We start from the raw sequence: 18,534 nt of genomic DNA, 5'->3' as shown, positions 1-18,534 counted from the left end.
CCGTTGATGGTCGCTGATGGCCTTGCGCGGGCCGTGTGCCATCCGGCTGGCTGATCGACCTATTTGTTTGCTGGTTGATCTGCCGGTTTGTCTGCCGGCTTGAGCCGCGTGGACACGATGCCCGCACCAATGATGAGCAGCATGCCCACGATGCCATCGGCACTCAGGCGCTCGCCAAACAGCAGCATGCCGAACACGCTGGCGTGCACGATCCCCAGGTACTGCAGGCTGGCGTTGACCAGCATGCGGCCTTGCGCATAGGCGCGTGTCATCAGCAGTTGTGCGATGGTGGCGAAGGCGCCCACGCCGATGAGCGCGGCCCAGGCCGTCCAGGGCATCTGCGCCAGGGGCGTGGGGTTGGTCAGGCCCGGGATCAGCCAGCTCATGGCGCCCAGCACCGTGCCTGTGAGCGAGAAGTAGAAAACGACGCGCACTTCGGGCTCACCGGCGCGGCCCAGCGCCGTCACCTGCACGTAGGCCATGGCGGCCAGCATGCCGGAGATCACACCCAGGATGCCAGCCACGATCTGCTCACGTGCCAGGGTGGGGTGCAGCACCAGCCCCACGCCGACAAAGCCCACCACGACGGCCAGCACCAAGCGGCGGTCGACGCGTGCACCGCCCAACAGACCCGAGCGAATCAGCAGGTACACCGCCAGCCACACCGATGACATGTAGTTGAGCGTGACGGCCGTGGCCAGTGGCAGCCGGCCAATGCAGTAGAACCACAAGGACAGTGCGAACACGCCCGCAAAGCCACGCTTGAGGTGCATCATCGGCACCTTGGTCTGCAGGCTGCTGCCCGAGGCCCAGGCGATCACGGCCATCATCACGGCCCCCACCAGCCCGCGCGCACTGACCACGGCCGCCGTGCCGAAATGTGCGGATGCCAGCTTGACGCACACGCCCATGCAGGCGAACAGCAAGGTCGCCAGAACCATCTGGATGTAGGGTGAGAAGCGGGGCTTGTTGGACATCTGTTGGCCTGCCCCACCTCATCCAGCGACCACCGTGGATCCGGCTCTGCCGGTCCACTGGTGGTGCCCCCTTGAGGGGGCGCGCGTCAAGCGCGTAGGGGGAGTTTGTTTCTATACCACTCGTGGAAGTGCTGCATGCCGTCCTCCATCGGGCTTTGATACGGGCCGACTTCGTTGTCGCCACGCGCGTACAGGGCCTTGCGGCCGGCGTCCATGCGCTCGCCGATCTCGTCGTCCTCGATGCAGGTCTCCATGTAGGCGGCCTGCTGAGCTTCCACGAACTCGCGCTCGAAGGCGGCGATCTCTTCGGGGTAGTAGAACTCCACCACGTTGAGCGTCTTCTGCGGGCCCTGCGGGTACATGTTGGACACGACCAGCACGTGCGGGTACCACTCGACCATCATGGTCGGGTAGTAGGTCAGCCACACGGCACCCTGGTTGGGCTTCTCGCCGCCACGGTAGTTGAGCAGCACTTCGCGCCACTTCTTGTAGACGTCCGAACCGGGCTTGTCGAAGCTCTTGGCCACGCCCACGGTCTGCACCGAGTATTCCTTGGCCATGTCCCAGCGCAGGTCGTCGCAGGTCACGAAGTTGCCCAGGCCAGGGTGGAAGGGGCCGACGTGGTAGTCCTCCAGATAGACCTCGATGAAGGTCTTCCAGTTGTAGTTGCACTCGTGCAGCTCGACCTTGTCCAGCACGTAGCCGCTGAAGTCCAGGTCACCGCCGGGCTTGAAGCGCGCGTCGATGCCGGCCAGGTCCGCGGCGATGTCGCGGCCGTTGTCTTCGAACAGCAGGCCGTTCCAGTTGCGAACCTTGTAGTTGTTCAGGTTCAGGCAGGGATCGTGGTCGAAGTGCGGCGCACCGATCAGCTCGCCCTGGTGGCTGTAAGTCCAGCGGTGCAGGGGGCAGACGATGTTGTTGCGGCTGTTGCCACGGCCCTTGAGCATGACCGCCTGGCGGTGGCGGCACACGTTCGAGATCAGCTCGATGCCTTGGGGCGAGCGCACCAGGGCGCGGCCTTCGAGCTCTTGCGGCAATGCGTAGTAGTCGCCAACCTCGGGCACGCTCAGCGCGTGGCCCAGGTAGCGAGGACCGGACTGGAAGATGCGCTCAAGCTCCTGTTGGTAAAGCGACTCGTCGAAGTAGACGGACACGGGCAGCTGTGTGTGGCTGCGGCTGAGGGCGTTGAGTGCGGTACTCAGGTCGGACATGATCCCCAGGATCTCCAAAAACCAATGTCAACCCCCCTTGGATCTGGACGACCAAGGGCTTTGAACGATCCCCGGCGTGGCGCCAGGGGGCTGCTGTTTCCCAAAATGGATGCAAACACAACGGGCAAAAAACGGGCCTGACCGGGTTGAAACCCAAGAGGCCGGTCATGTACAGGTTGTGTGCGGGAAAGCCCGAAATTGTACCCTCAGGGGGGAGCGGGGGCCAATCCCGGGTGCCGTGGCAGGTCAAAAGGTGAGGGCGGCCACCCAGACCGGGGGGCTGTCACCCAGGGGGCTTCACCTCAGGCAGCGAGCGCAAGCGCGGCGGCAGGAAATAGAATACGCGTTTGCCCGCATTCTTGCCCACCCTCGGTGGCCTCAGGCGATCCATCAAGCGACACATCAAGCGACACGCATGGCCAGAACCGCCAAACCAACCGCAGCCACCCCGGACAGCAGCCCCCCCTTGCCCGCCAGCTATGAAGATGCGCTGGCCGAGCTGGAGCAACTCGTCGGCCAGATGGAGGCGGGTGCCTTGCCGCTGGAGCAACTGCTGGCCAGCTACCAGCGCGGGGCCCAGCTGTTGCAGTTCTGCCGGACACGCCTGGAGGCGGTCGAGGAGCAAGTCAAGCTGCTGGAAGACGGGCAACTCAAACCCTGGGATGCTGCCTGATGCCCCCTGATGTGTTCAAGGACTGGTCGGCCCAGGTGCTGGCCCGTGTGGAATCGGCCCTGAGTGATTGGGTGCCAGACTCGGCGCCCGCCGGCCTGGGGGATGCCATGCGTTATGGCGTGCTGGATGGCGGCAAGCGCCTGCGCGCGCTGCTGGTTCAGGCCGCGGCCGAGGCCGCTGGCGCGTGTGCCACACCTGCGGGGGCTGAAGCCGCCTTGCGCGCAGCCTGTGCGGTCGAGCTGATTCATGCCTATTCGCTGGTGCATGACGACATGCCCTGCATGGACAACGACGTGCTGCGCCGGGGCAAGCCCACGGTGCATGTTCAGTTCGGCGAGGCGCAGGCCATGCTGGCTGGCGACGCCATGCAGGCGCTGGCTTTCGAGGTGCTGACGCCCGACGCGGGCGAAGGTGCCGGGGTGGCACCGGCCTTGCAGGCTCGCTTGTGTCGATTGCTGGCGCGTGCCTCAGGCCAGGCCGGCATGGCCGGTGGCCAGGCCATTGACCTGGCCAGCGTGGGCCAGTCGCTCGACGAGGCCACCCTGCGTGACATGCACCAGCGCAAGACCGGCGCCCTGCTGCGCGCCAGTGTGCAGATGGGCGCAGCCTGCGGCGGCCTGGCACCTGACAGCTCGGCCTGGCAGGCCCTGACCGACTATGGCCATGCCATGGGCCTGGCCTTCCAGATCGTCGATGATGTGCTGGACACGACCCAGGGCTCCGAAGTCCTGGGCAAGACGGCCGGCAAGGACGCCGACGCCAACAAACCTACTTATGTGAGCCTGCTGGGCCTGCAAGGCGCCCGCGACGAAGCGGCTGGCCTGCTTCAGCAGTCGCTGGCGGCCCTGGCCCGCAGCGGCCTGAGTACCCAGGCGACGGCAGCGCTGGCCGCGTTGGCCGAGCGCATCGTGCACCGCGATCACTGATAACAAGTATTCCACCCAAGGACGCCCCAATATGAGCTACCCCCTGCTGTCCAGGATCGACAAGCCTGCCGATATCCGGCACCTGTCCCGGTCCGAGCTCAAACAGCTGGCGTACGAACTGCGTGACTACCTGTTGCACAGCGTGTCGCGCACGGGTGGCCACTTGTCATCCAACCTGGGGACGGTCGAGCTGACCATCGCGCTGCACTATGTGTTCAACACGCCGGACGACCGCCTGGTGTGGGACGTGGGCCACCAGACCTATCCGCACAAGATCCTGACCGGCCGCCGCGACCGCATGGCCACGCTGCGCCAACTGGGCGGCATGAGCGGCTTCCCGCGCCGCGATGAGAGCGAGTACGACACCTTCGGTACCGCCCACTCGTCCACCTCGATCTCGGCCGCACTGGGCATGGCCCTGGGCGCGCAATTGCGTGGCGAGGCCCGCAAGTCCGTGGCCATCATCGGTGACGGCGCCATGACCGCGGGCATGGCCTTCGAGGCGCTGAACAACGCGGGCGTACCGCATGCCGGCAAGATGGCCGATGTGCTGGTCGTGCTCAACGACAACGACATGTCGATCTCGCCGCCCGTGGGTGCACTGAACCGCTACCTGGCCAGATTGATGTCAGGCCGTTTCTACACGGCGGCGCGTGAGAGTGCCAAGCAGATGCTGCGCAATGCGCCGCCCCTGTTCGAGCTGGCCAAGAAGCTGGAAGAGCACGCCAAGGGCATGGTGGTGCCGGCCACCATCTTCGAGGAGTTCGGCTTCAACTACGTGGGCCCCATTGATGGCCACGATCTGGACTCGCTCATCCCCACGCTGGAAAACCTGCGTGACCTGGGTGGCCCGCAGTTCCTGCACGTGGTGACCAAGAAGGGCTATGGCTACAAGCTGGCCGAGGCCGACCCGATCGCGTACCACGGGCCGGGCAAGTTCGACCCGGCTGTGGGCCTGGTCAAGGCGCCCGCCACGGCCGAGCCACCCAAGCCCACGTTCACGCAGGTGTTCGGCCAATGGTTGTGCGACATGGCCGCAGCCGACCCGCGCCTGGTGGGCATCACACCGGCCATGCGCGAAGGCTCGGGCATGGTGGAGTTCCACCAGAAGTACCCGGGCCGCTACTTCGATGTGGGCATTGCCGAGCAGCACGCCGTGACCTTTGCGGGCGGCCTGGCCTGCGAGGGCCTCAAGCCCGTGGTGGCGATCTACTCGACCTTCCTGCAGCGCGCCTACGATCAGCTGATCCACGACGTGGCCATCCAGAACCTGCCCGTGGTGTTCGCACTGGACCGCGCCGGCATCGTGGGGGCCGATGGTGCGACGCACATGGGCGCGTTCGATATCGCCTTCGTGCGCTGCATTCCCAATATGAGCGTGCTCGCACCGGCCGATGAGGCCGAGTGCCGCCAGGCCTTGAGCGCGGCCTATGCGCAGAACCACCCGGTGGCCGTGCGTTACCCGCGTGGCGCGGGTGCTGGTGTGCCCGTGCCCACGAGCCTGGACGCCATGCCCTGGGGCAAGGGCGAAGTGCGCCTGCAAGGCACGCAGACGGCCGCCGGGCAACGCGTGGCCATCCTCGCCTTTGGCACCTTGCTGCAGCCTGCCTTGAAGGCCGGTGCGGCATTGGGCGCCACCGTGGCCAATATGCGCTTCATCAAGCCACTGGACACCGAGCTGGTGGCCCAATTGGCCAAGGATCACGACCTGCTGGTGACGGTGGAAGAAGGCTGTGTGCAAGGTGGCGCTGGTGCTGCCGTGGCCGAAGCCCTGGCGGCTGCCGGCCTTTGCAAACCCATGATGATGTTGGGCCTGCCCGATCAGTTCGTCGAGCATGGCGAGCCAAGCAAGCTGCTGGCGATGTGCGGGCTGGATGCCGCAGGGATCGAGCAGTCGGTGCGTGAGCGGCTGGCGGCCAGGGGCTGAACCCACCCGCATTGACGTGGCCACCTTGGTGGCAAAGAAGAAGCCCTCGCAAGAGGGCTTTTTCCATCCGGCCTTATTGGGCCTCGGCCGCTGTGGTGGCTTCGCTGTCAGTGCTGCAACTGCCACCACACCCCGAGATGGCCTGCTCAGGCAGCTTCTCCGGGTTGCTGAGCTGGCCAGTCTCCGGGTCGTAGCCCATGCTCTTGAGGTGCAGGGCCAGGCCGAAGTCCATGTTCTGCGCATGATGCGGGAACCAGATGGTCAGCTCGTGCGCCATCTGGCGGATCGGGGCCAGGTCACCGGCCGCGCCGCGTTCAGCGCCTTCTCGCAGCACCTTGAGCACCACCGCGTGTTGCGAGCTGTGGCAGTTGGCCGGGGCAAAACCAGTGTCCAGCATCCACTTGTCTTCGCGGGCGAAGTGCTCGTCGGTGTGGTCGATGAGGGTCTGCCATTTGGCCAGCAGTGAAGCGTCGTCCGCTGCTTCGACTTCGGCCAGCAGGTCCACGAATTCCTGATGAGTGGTGTCCATCACGGGCATGGACAAGGACAGGGCTTCGGACCAGACAAGGGTGGACATGGCAGTGGGTTCCTCAAAGTTGAACCAGCGGCTCGGGGCGGCCGCGGATCAATGAGGAGCGAGCGTACCGGTTGGCGTCCTTGGGTGCTTTGCGCTGGCGCAAGCGGCACGCAGGGCGGGCTAAGATGGCGGCCGTTTCACCATGAGGTTCGCCTTGCTGCAGCGTTTCCGGTCTTTGATCCTGTTCTGTGTGTCCGGTGGCCTGGCGCTGTTCGTTGACATCGGCGTGCTGGCGCTCAGTCGCCCGTGGCTGGGCAACTACGGCGGGCGGGCGGTGTCCTTCCTGGCCGCGGCGACCTTCACCTGGCTGTTCAACCGCAACATCACCTTCCGTGGTCCCAAGGAGGGCAGCGTGCTCAAGGAGTACCTGAGCTACCTGTCCTCGATGTTGGTGGGTGGGGCGATCAACTACGGCGCGTATGCCGCCAGCCTGCAGGCTTTTGAGGCCGTGCGCACGCAGCCTGCCTGGGGCGTGGCCATCGGCAGCCTGGTGGGCCTGGTGTTCAATTACCTGTCTGCCCGCCGCATCATGAAGGGCGCCAGGGGCTGAGCAAAAGGAAAAGGCCGTGGGCATGTGCCGCACGGCCTTTGTCATGGGCGGTCAGGCGACCGGAAGCTGCTTCAGCCCAGACGCGCCCTGTGGCGCGCCACCTGCGCACGCACCTGAGCCGGTGCCGTACCGCCCAGCGTGTTGCGGGCGTTCAGCGAGCCACGCAGGCTGAGCACCTCGTACACGTCCTGCTCGATGGCTGCGTTGTAGCCCTTGAGCTTGTCCAGCGGCAGCTCGGAGAGGTCCACGCCTGCAGCAATTGCATCCTTGACGGCATGGGCCACCACTTCGTGCGCATCGCGGAAGGGCAGGCCCTTCTTGACCAGATAGTCGGCCAGGTCGGTGGCGGTGGCGTAGCCCTTCTTGGCGGCGCGCTCCATGGCTTCGGGCTTGACGGTGATGCCGGCGGCCATCTCGGCGAAGATGCGCAGGGTGTCCTTCAAGGTGTCCACGGTGTCGAACAAGGGTTCCTTGTCTTCCTGGTTGTCCTTGTTGTAGGCCAGGGGCTGGCCCTTCATCAGGGTGATCAGGCCCATCAGGTGGCCCACCACGCGGCCGGTCTTGCCGCGCGCCAGTTCGGGCACGTCGGGGTTCTTCTTCTGGGGCATGATCGACGAGCCCGTGCAGAAACGGTCGGCCAGGTCGATGAAACCGAAGCTCTGGCTCATCCACAGGATCAGCTCTTCGCTCAGGCGCGAGACGTGCACCATCAGCAGCGAAGCGGCCGAGGTGAACTCGATGGCGAAGTCGCGGTCGGAGACGCCGTCCAGGCTGTTCTGGCAGACGGCGGGCAGGCCGGCTTCGTCCACCATGCCCAGGGTGCGCGCCACGCGCTCGCGGTCCAGCGGGTAGCTGGTGCCGGCCAGGGCGGCCGAGCCCAGCGGCAGGCGGTTCACGCGCTTGCGCAGGTCGAGCATGCGTTCGGCGTCGCGGGCGAACATTTCCACATAGGCCAGCAGGTGGTGGCCGAAGGCCACGGGCTGGGCCACTTGCAGGTGGGTGAAGCCGGGCAGGATGGTCTCGGCGTTCTGCTCGGCCACGTCCACCAGGGCCTTTTGCAAAGCAATCAGCAGCAGGCCGATTTCGTCGATTTCACCGCGCAGCCACAGGCGCACGTCGGTGGCGACCTGGTCGTTGCGCGAGCGGCCGGTGTGCAGGCGCTTGCCGGCGTCACCCACCAGCTGGGTCAGGCGGGCTTCGATGTTGAGGTGCACGTCTTCCAGGTCGAGCTTCCACTCGAAGGCGCCGGATTCGATCTCGGCGGTGATCTGGGCCATGCCCTTCTGGATGGACGCCCAGTCATCGGCGGACAGCAGACCCTGCGCGTGGAGCATCTCGGCGTGGGCCAGCGAGCCCTGGATGTCGGCCTGCCAAAGGCGCTTGTCGAAGAAGACGCTGGCGGTGTAGCGCTTGACCAGCTCGCTCATCGGCTCTGAAAACAGGGCCGACCAGGCCTGGGACTTCTTGTCGAGTTGGTTGGTGCTCATGGGTTGGTGTCCTGGGATGCGGCCATCAGTGGGCCATCAATTGGATCCCACGGCGGCCCGGCATCGCGCTCTTCGCGCAGAATGTGCAAACCATGGATTCTACTGAGCCCAAGGCCTTCGGCGCCAGCCCGGCCTCACAACCCGCCGCGTGGGAAACCTCGACCCAGTTTGCGCCAACCCAGTTCGGGCCGGGGGCGGAAACCGGGCGCCCGCTGCCGCCATCGCCGTTTGACGTGTGCCACGTGGGCGTGGTGCTGCGTGTCGTGATGGGGGTGCAGTTGGTGGTCGCGCTGGGGGTGTCGTTCCAGTCGGCCTCGCCCATGGATGCGGCATCCCGTTGGGCGCAGACCATGGTGGCTTCTTTGCCTGCCAGCTTATTGTGGCTCATCGTGGCCTGTGCTTCACGCCGCTGGTTGACACGCGCCAGTGATGCGGCGCAATGGGGTTTTGCGGCGATATTGGGCGCGGTGTGCGCGGGGCTGGGGCAGTGGCAGTCGACCTGGCTGGACCTGGCCTTGAGCGGGCAGCAGATGGTTTGGGGCTGGCCGCAGCTGCCCCCCATGTTGACGGGCGCGGCCATGGCCTGCGTGGGCCTGGCCTGGCTCAAGCACCGCGCGCGCAGCGAGCTGCCGGCGCATGCGTCGGCGCGCTTGGCCGAACTGCAGGCCCGTATCCGCCCGCATTTCCTGTTCAACACGCTCAACACGGCCATTGCGCTGGTGCAGATCGACCCGCAGCGGGCCGAATCCGTGCTGGAGGATCTGGCCGAGCTGTTCCGCCAGGCGCTGGCTTCACCTACGACGCGCACGACGCTGGACGCCGAAATCGACCTGGCCCAACGCTACCTGAGCATCGAGCAACTGCGTTTCGGCGATCGGGTGACCGTGCGCTGGGAGCTCGATGACGACGCGGGCCGGGCCGAGGTGCCGGCCCTGATCCTGCAGCCATTGGTCGAAAACGCGGTGCGCCACGGCATTGAGGCGTCGCCCCAAGGCGGGTGGATCGTGGTGCGCACCAAGGTGCAATCGGGCCGAGCGGTGCTCACGGTGAGCAACTCGGTGCCCGCCGAAACACCCACGCACTCCACGGCGGGCCACGGCATCGCCTTGCGCAATGTGCGCCAACGCCTGAAACTGATGCACGATGTGGAGTCGGACTTCGAAGCCGGCCTGCAAGCCAGCGGTGACGCGCGTCAGCCGCCGGTGTACGTGGTGCGTGTGGCCGTGCCGATGCCACGCAAGGAGCTTGCACGATGAGTTCGCTCAAGGTTGCCATCATTGACGACGAACCCCTGGCGCGTTTGCGCATCAAATCGTTGCTGGCGCAGGCCAGCGTGGCCAACGAGGTGGTGGCCGAATTCGGCGAGTCGGTGAACGGCCTGGCCTGGTTGCAGGAGCAGGACAAGACCGGTACCTCGCCCGACATGCTGCTGCTGGACATCCAGATGCCCGGGCTGGACGGCATGGTGCTGGCCGCCCGCCTGCGTGAACTGCACCAGCCGCCGGTCGTGGCCTTCGTGACGGCGCATGCGGAGCACGCCTTGCGGGCCTTTGATCTGGCTGCCGCAGACTACCTGACCAAGCCCGTACGGCTGGAGCGGCTCAACGCCACGCTGGACCGCGTGCTCAAGCTCAAGGCTGCCCGCGCGCCCGAGCCTGCCAGCGAGGCGAGTGAAGGTGAGGTCTTCATCGTGCAGGACCGTGGCCGCCTGGAGCGCATCGCCTTGTCGCAGATCCTGTATTTCAAGGCCGAGCAGAAGTACGTCACCTTGCGCACGGCCGAGCACAGCCATGTGCTGGCCGATTCCCTGACCGAGCTGGAAGGGCGGGTGGGGGAGCGCTTCATCCGCGTGCACCGTAATGCGCTGGTGTCCAGGCAGGCCATGAAGGCGCTGGAGCGGCGTGCGGACGACGCGGAAGGGGGGGAGACCTGGGCAGTGCAGGTCACACCGACGATGGAGTGGTTGTCGGTGTCACGCCGTCAGGTGACGGCGGTACGCGAGGCCATGGCCGCTCAGGGCTGAGCCTCGCGCAGGCAGAAGCTGGCGAGCCAAGGGATCAGAAGCCCAGGCTGGCCAGCAGGTCGTCGACCTCGCCCTGGTTGGACACCACGTCGGAGCGGCCTGTCGTGTCGACCACGGGGCCTTCCAGCACCACTTCTTCGACGGTGACATGGCCGTGGGCCGTCAGGGTGGCTTCCACCTTCTGGGCTTGCTCGGGTGGTGCGGCCTGCACCAGCAGCTTGACCAGCTGCGACTCCAGGTCGTTGGCCAGCTTCACCACCTTGGCCACGACCTGGCCGGTCAGGTCATGGAAGTCCTGCGCCATCATGATGTCGGTCAGGTGGCCGTCCACACGGTGCGTGACCTTCTCGACGTCCTGCACGAAGTTGAACACCGCACCACTGGCCACGGCCTTGACCGGGTCGGCGGTGATCAGGGCGGCCAGCTTGCGGGTTTCAGATGCAATGTGCTCCTGGTCGGCCTTGGCCGTGTCCACCAGGTTGAGCACCTTCTCTGCCGCATCGGCCGTCTTGGTGGCGATGTAGCTCAGGCGGCTGCGGGCATCGGGCAGGTCATCGACCGTGTTCTTGAGCCCGGGCAGCACGCCCAGCATGTTGAGCGTGTCATGCAGTTGCCGCGTCAGGGTGCCGAGCTGCTGAAAGATCTCGGGCGATGCGGCAGGCATCTGCATATTGTCTGGAAGGTCCATTTTCATGATGACCTCCCTGGTCAGGCCGTGGTGGCCAGCTTCTGCATGATCTTTTGAACCTTCTCTTCCAAGGTGGCCTTGGTGAAAGGTTTGACGATGTAGCCGGCCGCGCCAGTCTGGGCCGCCAGCACGATGTCTTCCTTGCGGGCTTCGGCCGTCACCATCAGCACGGGCAGGTGCTTGAGGGTGTCGTCGGCCTTGATGGCCTTGAGCAGCTCGAAGCCATTCATGTTGGGCATGTTGATGTCGCTGACCACGAAATCGAACTTGGTGTTCTTCAGCATGTTCAATGCAGCAGCGCCGTCTTCGGCCTCTTCGGCATTGTTGTAGCCAATCTCCTTGAGCAGGCCCCGGACGATCCGGCGCATGGTGGAGAAGTCATCCACGATGAGAAATTTCATGTCTGCGGGGGTGCTCATGGCTCATCCTTGTTTCAAATCGGCGGCGCCCAGTGTTATGCCGCACTCGCTAGAGGCTTATCGACCGCTGTCAGTCGGCCTTGAGGGTTTTGTATCGGCGTCTTCGCCGCCATCCACGGCTTCCGGCGGCACGGCTTCCGCTCGGGCTGAATCGAAGAAGCGGTCCTCGGCTTCCCGGTTCATCACGATGATGCTGATGCGCCGGTTCATCGGGCTGTCCGGGTTGTCCTTCTCGTAGGGCACGCTGGATGACAGGCCCTGTACGCGCAGCACCTTGTTGCCCGGCAGGCCGCCGGCAATCAACTCGCGCCTGGAAGCGTTGGCCCGGTCCGCAGACAACTCCCAGTTGCTGTAGCCGCGTTCACCCGAGCTGAAGGCCTTGGCATCGGTGTGGCCTTCGATGGTCAGCTTGTTGGGGACTTCTTCGAGCACATGCCCAATGGCCCGCAGGATGTCGCGCATGTAGACATTGACCTCGGCCGAGCCGCTGTCGAACATGGGGCGGTTGAGGTCGTCCACGATCTGGATGCGCAGGCCCTCGGCGGTGAGGTCCAGGCGGATCTGGCTTTTGTACTTGGCCAGACGGTCGTCATTGGCCAGCACCTCTTCCACTTTGGACTTCAAGGCGCGCAGGCGCTCGGCCTCGGCCTTGGCTTGTTCCTGGCGGATGGCCTTCTTGCGGGCCTTGTCCATGGCGACCTCGGTGGTGCGGCCCTTCTTCATCTGGCCGACAGACTCGGTGAGGTTGTTGCCGCCGCCCTTGATGACGGAGCTTGCATCCCCCGCGCCCGAGCCGCCGAAGAAGGCGACCTTGAGCGGCGAGTTGAAGTAATCGGCAATGCCCTTCTTGTCACCCTCTGTCGTGGAGCCCAGCAACCACATCAGCAGGAAGAAGGCCATCATGGCGGTCACGAAGTCGGCGTAAGCGATTTTCCAGGCGCCACCATGGGCAGCGTGGCCACCCTTCTTGATGCGCTTGATGATGATCGGCTGGACCTTCTTCGAATCACCTGCCATGGCTTACTTCTTCTTCACGTGGGCTTCGAGTTCGATGAAGGTCGGCCGCTCGGTCGAGTACAGCACCTTGCGGCCGAATTCGATGGCCACTTGCGGTGCGTAGCCCTGCATGCTGGCCAGCAGCACGGTCTTGACGACCTGGAATTCCTTGGTGGCCTCGTCGAGCTTTTGCTCCATCAGGCCGCCCAGCGGCTCCACCACGCCGTAAGCCAGCAAGATGCCCAGGAAGGTACCGACCAGCGCCGAGCCGATCATGCCGCCCAGCACGGCGGGTGGCTGGCCCACCGAGCCCATGGTGTTGACCACGCCCAGCACGGCGGCCACGATACCGAAAGCGGGCAGGGCGCCAGCCAGGCGTGCCACCGCGGCTACCGGGGCATGGCCCTCGTGGTGGTGGGTGTCGATCTCGTTGTCCATCAGCGCTTCGATCTCGTGGGCGTTGAGGTTGCCCGAGACCATCATGCGCAGGTAGTCGGTGACGAATTCGATCACGTGGTGGTCGCTGCCCACCGTGGGGTATTTTTTGAACAGGGCCGAGCTGTGCGGCTCTTCGACGTCCTTTTCAATGGACATCAAACCTTCCTTGCGCACCTTCTGCAAGATCTCATAGAGCATCGCCATGAGCTCCATGTAGCGCGCCTTGGTGTACTTGGAGCCCTTGAACAGCGGCCCGAAGTTGCCCAGCACGGCCTTGACGGTCTTGGGCTGGTTGTTCACCAGGAAGGCGCCAATGGAGCCCCCGCCAATGGCCATCATTTCCGTCGGGATGGCGTGGATGATCACGGCCATGTTCCCGCCGTGAATGGCGTAGGCGCCAAAAATGCAGCCTAAGCAGATAACGTAGCCAATGAGGACGAACATGGTGTGTCGCGTTCGGGTCGAATCATGTATGCATCTTCGGCTGTTGCCGAAGGTTTGATGATGTGAACAACGCCACGGCTCGGGCTTTTTTCACGCTCAGGTCTCACCAGATGGAAAGTTCAGCCGTCGGCTTGCCAGCCAAAAAAAGCGGACCCGATCAGGGGTCCGCATGAAAGCACTTGTTTGGTGCTAGGAGGAGACAAGCAAGGACGTTTCGCTTCCAAACCGTCCGTCTGTTGTTACGGCAGCTGCCTGTGCTTCTTGAGCCGGTGGTGCTCGAAGGTGCCGGCAATCCGTGAAATGTTCACGCAGACGGAGGGTGGTCATTCAAAGGATCAGTGCATGTGCAGGCCACCAGCCGACTTGCCTTTGCCGGCGCGAGCGGGTGGGTTGCACAGGCCGCACACGAAGTGGCGGGCGATTTCATGCGGGTGGGTCACGAAGTGGCCACCGCACTTGGAGCAAGGGGTCAGGGTCAGCATGCCGTTGTCGATGAACTTCACCAGGCGCCAGGCGCGGGTGACGGACAGCAGCGGTTCCAGCCCTTGGGATTCGGTCTGTTCCAGATACAACTGGTAGGCCTTGATGACGACGTCGATCTCGTCGATCTCGGCGGCCTTGTTCAGGTACTCGTGGATGTTGAGGAACAGGCTGGAATGGATGTTGGGCTGCCAGGTCATGAACCAGTCGGTCGAGAAGGGCAGCTGGCCTTTGGAGGGCGACTTGCCGGCCACTTCCTTGTAGAGACGCAGCAGGCGCTCATACGACAGATCCGTTTCGGACTCCAGCACCTGCAGGCGGGCACCCAGGTTGATCAGGGTGACGGCGCGGTCGATTTGCTTGGCTTCGGTCAACAGGCTCTTGGTGCGCATGGTGCTACTCCTACAGACTGGTCTAAACGTATACGTGGCAGCGGGCGATCTGGATCAGGCTGCTTCTTGATGGCGGCCGGCCATCAGGATGTTGGCGTGCAGGCGGGTCACGCTGTCATTGCTGGCCTTGCCGTGGTTGGTCAGCAGGCCCCACACCAGGTCGTCGTCCATGCGCATGCGGCACAGCAGGTTGTTGCCCGAGGCCAGCTTCATGATCTGGGCCGGGGTCAGCACGGCCAGCATGGCGGCGGTGTCTTCCGAGATACCCAGGCGGAACAGGGCTTGTTCGCGGTCCGTGCGGATCAGGCTCTGGGCCAGCATCAGGTAGGACAGGTTGGCTTCGCGGATTTCGGTCAGGATTTGATCGGCGGTCATGTCGTTGTCCTTTGAATCGGTTTGGAAGGGCGGTTTGCTGAAGCTTTTGTTTGCGCCGGTTTTGTATCTCGTCGGCATGGATTGAATTCTGGTTGTCACCCTTCGATTTCTGAATAGGCAGGGTGCTGTAAGGCGCGTCGGATCGGCGCTGAGTGTCCTGTCAGGCAAATTCCTACAGGATTGCCCTGATCGGGCCCGCTTATCGGGCGATCACAGGCGCGCGGCCTGGGGGCGCGATAGGTGGCTGCGGGGGGTCTGTGGGTGGGGCAGGCGCCGAGATGCGGCCCTGATCGCGCTCAGTGGGTGGGCAGCACCACGGCCTGGCGGATGCGTTGCCCGCCCGGGAAGGTGTAGCGCAGGATGCGCCAGGCCACCGAGGGCCACAGCCACAGCAGGCTGCCTTCGTTGTAGCGCACGCCATGGCGCTCGCAGATGGCGCGCACGCGCGGTGCGATGTCCACATAACGCCGCGAGGGCATGTCCGGGAAGAGGTGGTGTTCGATCTGGTGGCTCAGGTGGCCCGTGAGCATCTGCATGACGAAGCCGCCACGGATGTTGACCGAGCCCATGATCTGGCGCAGGTACCAGTGGCCTTGGGTTTCGCCTTCGATGTCAGCCTGCTCGAACGTGGCCACGCCCTCGGGGAAGTGCCCGCAGAAGATGACGATGAAGTTCCAGACATTGCGCATCACGTTGGCCATGGCGTGGCCCAGCAGGATGGCCAGCCAGCCTGGCATGAAGCCCGCCCCCAGCACCCATGACACGGCGCCGCCCACCAGCGGCCACAAGAGGTAGTCCTTCTTCACCTGGCGCCAGATCTTGGCGCGGTAGTTGGGCCACAGCGCCTGGATGCGGGCCTTGACCTGGCCGCGCACGGCGGGATCGCGCTCGATCAGCAGGCGTTCCAGCTCCATGTTGTAGACGCCGATGGCCCACTCGAACACGAAGGCGCCGATCAGCGCATACGGCAGCTGGATCAGGTGGCGCGGCTCCCACGGCACATCGGCCGAGAGGCGGATGGCGCCATAGCCGAAGTCCCGGTCCAGGCCGAGCACATTGGTGTAGTGGTGATGCAGGAAATTGTGCGAATGGCGCCAGTCTTCCTTGGTGCAGGCCAGATCCCAATCGTGGGTCTTGCCCTCGAAGCGGGGGTCTTTCATCCAGTCGTATTGGCCGTGCATCACGTTGTGGGCGAATTCGCCGCTTTGCAGCACCTTGGATATGCTCAGGATCACCGCACCCAGCCACCAGGTGGGCCACCACGGTGCGCCCAGCAGCAGGATGCGCCCTAGGCTCTCCAGGCCTCGGATCGTCCACAGCAAGGCCACGACATAACGGGCATCGCGTTCGCCGACCTGGGCCATGGTCTCGGCCCTGAGTGCATCGAGTTCGGCCGCGAAGGCGGCCAGTCGCGCATCTGCCGTGGCGTCCGCATCATCCATGCGGGGCACAGGCAGCATGGCGTGGGAAGCGTGGGCCATGACAAGAATCCAACCTGGGGCTTTTGTAGAGCCCTGGTTGGGCTCTCGTGGGGCGGGGCCTGATCGAGCAGGCCGCCTCGCATTGTAGGGACCCTGCCTCCGGGCGTCCTCCCCCTTTGCGGGGCTTCGGGCGGGGCCTCCGTACGGCGTTTCGTGCAGCGTCTCAGCGCGGCACCGCAGGGTGCTGCAAGGGCGTCAGCGTGCGCTCACCGCCGGGGAAGCTGTGGCGCACGATGCGCACCGCCACGGTGGCCAGTTGCTTGAGCATGCCGCCCGTGTTGTAAGGCACGCCATGGCGTTGGCAGACTTCACGCACCCGCGGCGCCACCTCGGCATAACGGCGCGCCGGCATGTCCGGGTAGAGATGGTGCTCGATCTGGTGGCTGAGGTTGCCCGTCATGATGTGGAACAGCTTGCCACCCGAGATGTTGCTGGAGCCCAGGATCTGGCGCAGGTACCAGTGCCCCTTGTGCTCACCCTGCACCAGTGCCGGGTCAAAGGTGTGCACACCCGCCGTGAAGTGCCCGCAAAAGATCACCACGAAGGTCCAGATGTTGCGGATCACATTGGCCAGCACATTGCCCAGCAACACGGCCAGCAGCCCCTTCAGCAGGCCTGCGCCGAAGACCAGCGACACCAGCCCGCCCAGCAGCGGCCACAGCACGTAGTCCTTCTTGATCTGCCGCCACATCTTGGCCTTCACGTTGGGCCACAGCGCCTGGATGCGCGCCTTCGTGCCCTCACGGTTGGTGCGCAGGCGTTCGAACTCCATGTTGTGGATGGCGATCGCCCACTCGAACAGCATGGCCACGAGCAGCGCATAAGGCGCCTGCGTCAGGAAGCGTGGCTCCCAGGGCAGCTCGGCCGACAGGCGCAGCATGCCGTAGCCAAAGTCGCGGTCCAGCTCCTGCACATTGGTGTAGTGGTGGTGCATGTAGTTGTGGAAGTGGCGCCAGTCTTCCTTGCTGCAGGTGCTGTCCCAGTCGTGGGATTTGCCGTCGAAGCGCGGGTCGTTCATCCAGTCGTATTGACCGTGCATGACGTTGTGCCCGAACTCCATGTTCTGCAAGCACTTGGACAGGCCCAGCAGCGCCGCACCCAGCCAGAACGTGGGCAGCCACGGCGTGGTCAGCAGCAGCGCCCGCCCGGCCGATTCGATGCCGCGTATCACCCACAGCAGGCGCGTGATGTAGCGGGCATCCTCCGGGCCCACGCGGGCCATGGTGTCGCGCCTGATCGCATCCAGCTCGCTGGCAAAGGCGTCCAGCGTTTCAGGTGTGGAAGGGCCGGGGCAGGCCGGGCCTGTTGGGCCTGACATCAGGCGCGCTCAGGCAGGATGGACTCCACCTCGATGTGCACGGCCTTTTGCGGGCCGCCAGGCAGGCTGTAGCGGGCAATGCGCTTGAACACCGTGCCCAGCTGCCAGGCGAAGTTGCCCGTGTTGTAGGGGATGCCGTACTTGGCGCACACCGCGCGCACCTTGGGCGCCATCTCGATGTAGCGGTTGGCAGGGATGTCCGGGTAGAGGTGGTGCTCCACCTGGTGCGACAGGTTGCCGCTCATCAGGTGCAGCAGCTTGCCGCCCGAAATATTGCTCGAACCCAGGATCTGGCGCAGGTACCACTGGCCCTTGGTCTCGCCTTCGATCGATTCGCGGCTGAAGGTGTAGATGTCTTCCGTGAAGTGGCCGCAGAAGATGATGGCCCAGGCCCACACATTGCGGATCAGGTTGCTCACCACATGGCCCATCAGCACGGCCAGGCCGGTATCTGCCGCATGGCCGAACAAGGCGCCCACGGCCACGCCGACCAGCGGCCAGCCGATGTAGTCGCGGCGGATCACCTTCCAGATCTTGGCGCGCACCAGCAGCCATTGCGGGCGCACATCCGACCACTTCCTGCGGCCGATCACGACCTTGTCCATCTGCATGTCATGGATGGCCACGAACCATTCGAAGAACAGGGCCAGCAGGGCCGTCAGCAGCAACTGGAAGGGGTGCAGCCAGCTCCAGCGCAGGTCGGAAGACAGGCGCAGCAGGCCGTAGCCGAAGTCGCGGTCCTTGCCGATGACGTTGGTGTAGGTGTGGTGCACGAAGTTGTGCGAGTGGCGCCATTCCTCTTTCGGGCAGGTGTTGTCCCATTCGAAGGTGTCGCCATGGAAGCGCGGGTCGTTCATGAAGTTGAACTGGCCGTGCATCACGTTGTGGCCCAGCTCCATGTTGTCGATGATCTTGGCCATGCCCAGCAGGAAGGTGCCCAGCAACCAGGTGGGCGGGAACCAGCCGAACATCATCAGGCCGCGGCCGGCGATCTCCAGCACGCGCACGGTGCGCAGGATGCCCTTGATGTAGCGGGCATCGCGCTCGCCCAGGGTCTGGCGCTCTGCAGCGCCGATGGCATCGAGTTCCTTCTCGAAGGCTTGCAGCTCTTCGAGGGTCTTGGGGCCAATTTGCATGGTCTTGGTATTCATG

At 64.6% G+C, this 18,534-nt stretch carries 19 protein-coding genes; 6 read left to right on the top strand and 13 right to left on the bottom strand.

The features are described from left to right. Positions 1-59 precede the first annotated feature (59 nt). A complete protein-coding gene (locus JY96_RS06645) occupies positions 60-977 on the bottom strand; it encodes a DMT family transporter (protein ID WP_235333868.1) in 918 nt (305 codons plus the stop codon). 86 nt (positions 978-1,063) lie between these two features. Next, on the bottom strand, positions 1,064-2,188 hold the full coding sequence (locus JY96_RS06640) for an aromatic ring-hydroxylating dioxygenase subunit alpha (RefSeq protein ID WP_035041550.1): 1,125 nt from the start codon (positions 2,186-2,188) through the stop codon (positions 1,064-1,066). A gap of 415 nt (positions 2,189-2,603) precedes the next feature. Between JY96_RS06640 and JY96_RS06635 the strand changes: the two genes are divergently transcribed. The 3 genes from JY96_RS06635 to dxs are packed head-to-tail and all read left to right on the top strand — an operon-like array spanning position 2,604 to position 5,714. Beyond that, positions 2,604-2,861, top strand: coding sequence for an exodeoxyribonuclease VII small subunit (locus JY96_RS06635; RefSeq protein ID WP_035036021.1), 258 nt, complete (start codon positions 2,604-2,606; stop codon positions 2,859-2,861). Next, the gene (locus tag JY96_RS06630; protein WP_035036018.1) at positions 2,861-3,787 is read left to right on the top strand and encodes a polyprenyl synthetase family protein; all 927 of its coding nucleotides are present in this window, start codon (positions 2,861-2,863) and stop codon (positions 3,785-3,787) included. Before JY96_RS06635 ends, JY96_RS06630 begins: the two co-directional genes overlap by 1 nt. 31 nt (positions 3,788-3,818) lie before the next feature. After that, positions 3,819-5,714 carry a 1-deoxy-D-xylulose-5-phosphate synthase gene (dxs, locus tag JY96_RS06625; protein WP_035036016.1) on the top strand — a complete coding sequence of 632 codons (1,896 nt, stop codon included), beginning with the start codon at positions 3,819-3,821 and terminating at the stop codon, positions 5,712-5,714. Positions 5,715-5,787: 73 nt separating this feature from the next. Here dxs and JY96_RS06620 read toward each other — a convergent pair whose 3' ends face one another. Then, the gene (locus JY96_RS06620; protein ID WP_035036013.1) at positions 5,788-6,291 is read right to left on the bottom strand and encodes a hemerythrin domain-containing protein; all 504 of its coding nucleotides are present in this window, start codon (positions 6,289-6,291) and stop codon (positions 5,788-5,790) included. A 142-nt stretch (positions 6,292-6,433) separates the two neighbouring features. Between JY96_RS06620 and JY96_RS06615 the strand changes: the two genes are divergently transcribed. Next, a complete protein-coding gene (locus tag JY96_RS06615) occupies positions 6,434-6,841 on the top strand; it encodes a GtrA family protein (RefSeq protein ID WP_081961090.1) in 408 nt (135 codons plus the stop codon). 71 nt (positions 6,842-6,912) lie between these two features. Here the strand turns inward: JY96_RS06615 and argH are convergent, their stop codons facing one another. Further along, positions 6,913-8,328, bottom strand: coding sequence for an argininosuccinate lyase (gene argH / locus JY96_RS06610; RefSeq protein WP_035036010.1), 1,416 nt, complete (start codon positions 8,326-8,328; stop codon positions 6,913-6,915). Positions 8,329-8,420: 92 nt separating this feature from the next. On the opposite strand from argH, the gene JY96_RS06605 reads away from it, so the two are divergent. Then, on the top strand, positions 8,421-9,584 hold the full coding sequence (locus tag JY96_RS06605; RefSeq protein WP_052162217.1) for a sensor histidine kinase: 1,164 nt from the start codon (positions 8,421-8,423) through the stop codon (positions 9,582-9,584). Beyond that, positions 9,581-10,351, top strand: coding sequence for a LytTR family DNA-binding domain-containing protein (locus tag JY96_RS06600; protein ID WP_035036007.1), 771 nt, complete (start codon positions 9,581-9,583; stop codon positions 10,349-10,351). The genes JY96_RS06605 and JY96_RS06600 overlap by 4 nt, the downstream gene beginning before the upstream one ends. 34 nt (positions 10,352-10,385) lie before the next feature. On the opposite strand, the gene JY96_RS06595 is transcribed toward JY96_RS06600, so the two are convergent. The 9 genes from JY96_RS06595 to JY96_RS06555 all read right to left on the bottom strand — a co-directional run bounded on the left by JY96_RS06595 (position 10,386) and on the right by JY96_RS06555 (position 18,533). After that, positions 10,386-11,045 carry a protein phosphatase CheZ gene (locus tag JY96_RS06595; RefSeq protein ID WP_035036004.1) on the bottom strand — a complete coding sequence of 220 codons (660 nt, stop codon included), beginning with the start codon at positions 11,043-11,045 and terminating at the stop codon, positions 10,386-10,388. A gap of 14 nt (positions 11,046-11,059) precedes the next feature. Then, entirely contained in the window at positions 11,060-11,458 is a 399-nt protein-coding gene (cheY, locus tag JY96_RS06590) for a chemotaxis response regulator CheY (protein ID WP_035036000.1), read from the bottom strand. A 57-nt stretch (positions 11,459-11,515) separates the two neighbouring features. After that, positions 11,516-12,475 carry a flagellar motor protein MotB gene (gene motB, locus JY96_RS06585; protein ID WP_052162216.1) on the bottom strand — a complete coding sequence of 320 codons (960 nt, stop codon included), beginning with the start codon at positions 12,473-12,475 and terminating at the stop codon, positions 11,516-11,518. A 3-nt stretch (positions 12,476-12,478) separates the two neighbouring features. Continuing rightward, the gene (gene motA / locus JY96_RS06580; RefSeq protein WP_035035998.1) at positions 12,479-13,336 is read right to left on the bottom strand and encodes a flagellar motor stator protein MotA; all 858 of its coding nucleotides are present in this window, start codon (positions 13,334-13,336) and stop codon (positions 12,479-12,481) included. Between the two features lie 335 nt (positions 13,337-13,671). Further along, entirely contained in the window at positions 13,672-14,208 is a 537-nt protein-coding gene (gene flhC, locus JY96_RS06575) for a flagellar transcriptional regulator FlhC (protein WP_035035991.1), read from the bottom strand. Positions 14,209-14,262: 54 nt separating this feature from the next. Continuing rightward, complete coding sequence (flhD, locus tag JY96_RS06570; protein ID WP_035041542.1) at positions 14,263-14,583, bottom strand: flagellar transcriptional regulator FlhD; 321 nt, start codon at positions 14,581-14,583, stop codon at positions 14,263-14,265. 296 nt (positions 14,584-14,879) lie between these two features. After that, on the bottom strand, positions 14,880-16,064 hold the full coding sequence (locus JY96_RS06565) for an acyl-CoA desaturase (RefSeq protein WP_052162215.1): 1,185 nt from the start codon (positions 16,062-16,064) through the stop codon (positions 14,880-14,882). Positions 16,065-16,227: 163 nt separating this feature from the next. Further along, positions 16,228-17,382: an acyl-CoA desaturase gene (locus JY96_RS06560; protein ID WP_052162214.1), complete on the bottom strand. Its 1,155-nt coding sequence runs from the start codon at positions 17,380-17,382 to the stop codon at positions 16,228-16,230. Beyond that, on the bottom strand, positions 17,382-18,533 hold the full coding sequence (locus tag JY96_RS06555) for an acyl-CoA desaturase (RefSeq protein WP_052162213.1): 1,152 nt from the start codon (positions 18,531-18,533) through the stop codon (positions 17,382-17,384). The genes JY96_RS06560 and JY96_RS06555 overlap by 1 nt, the downstream gene beginning before the upstream one ends. Between the last annotated feature and the right edge of the window lies 1 nt (position 18,534).

It is taken from the genome of Aquabacterium sp. NJ1, from assembly GCF_000768065.1.
Taxonomy (GTDB): Bacteria; Pseudomonadota; Gammaproteobacteria; order Burkholderiales; family Burkholderiaceae_C; genus Aquabacterium.
This window is presented reverse-complemented; position numbering and strand designations above follow the sequence as displayed.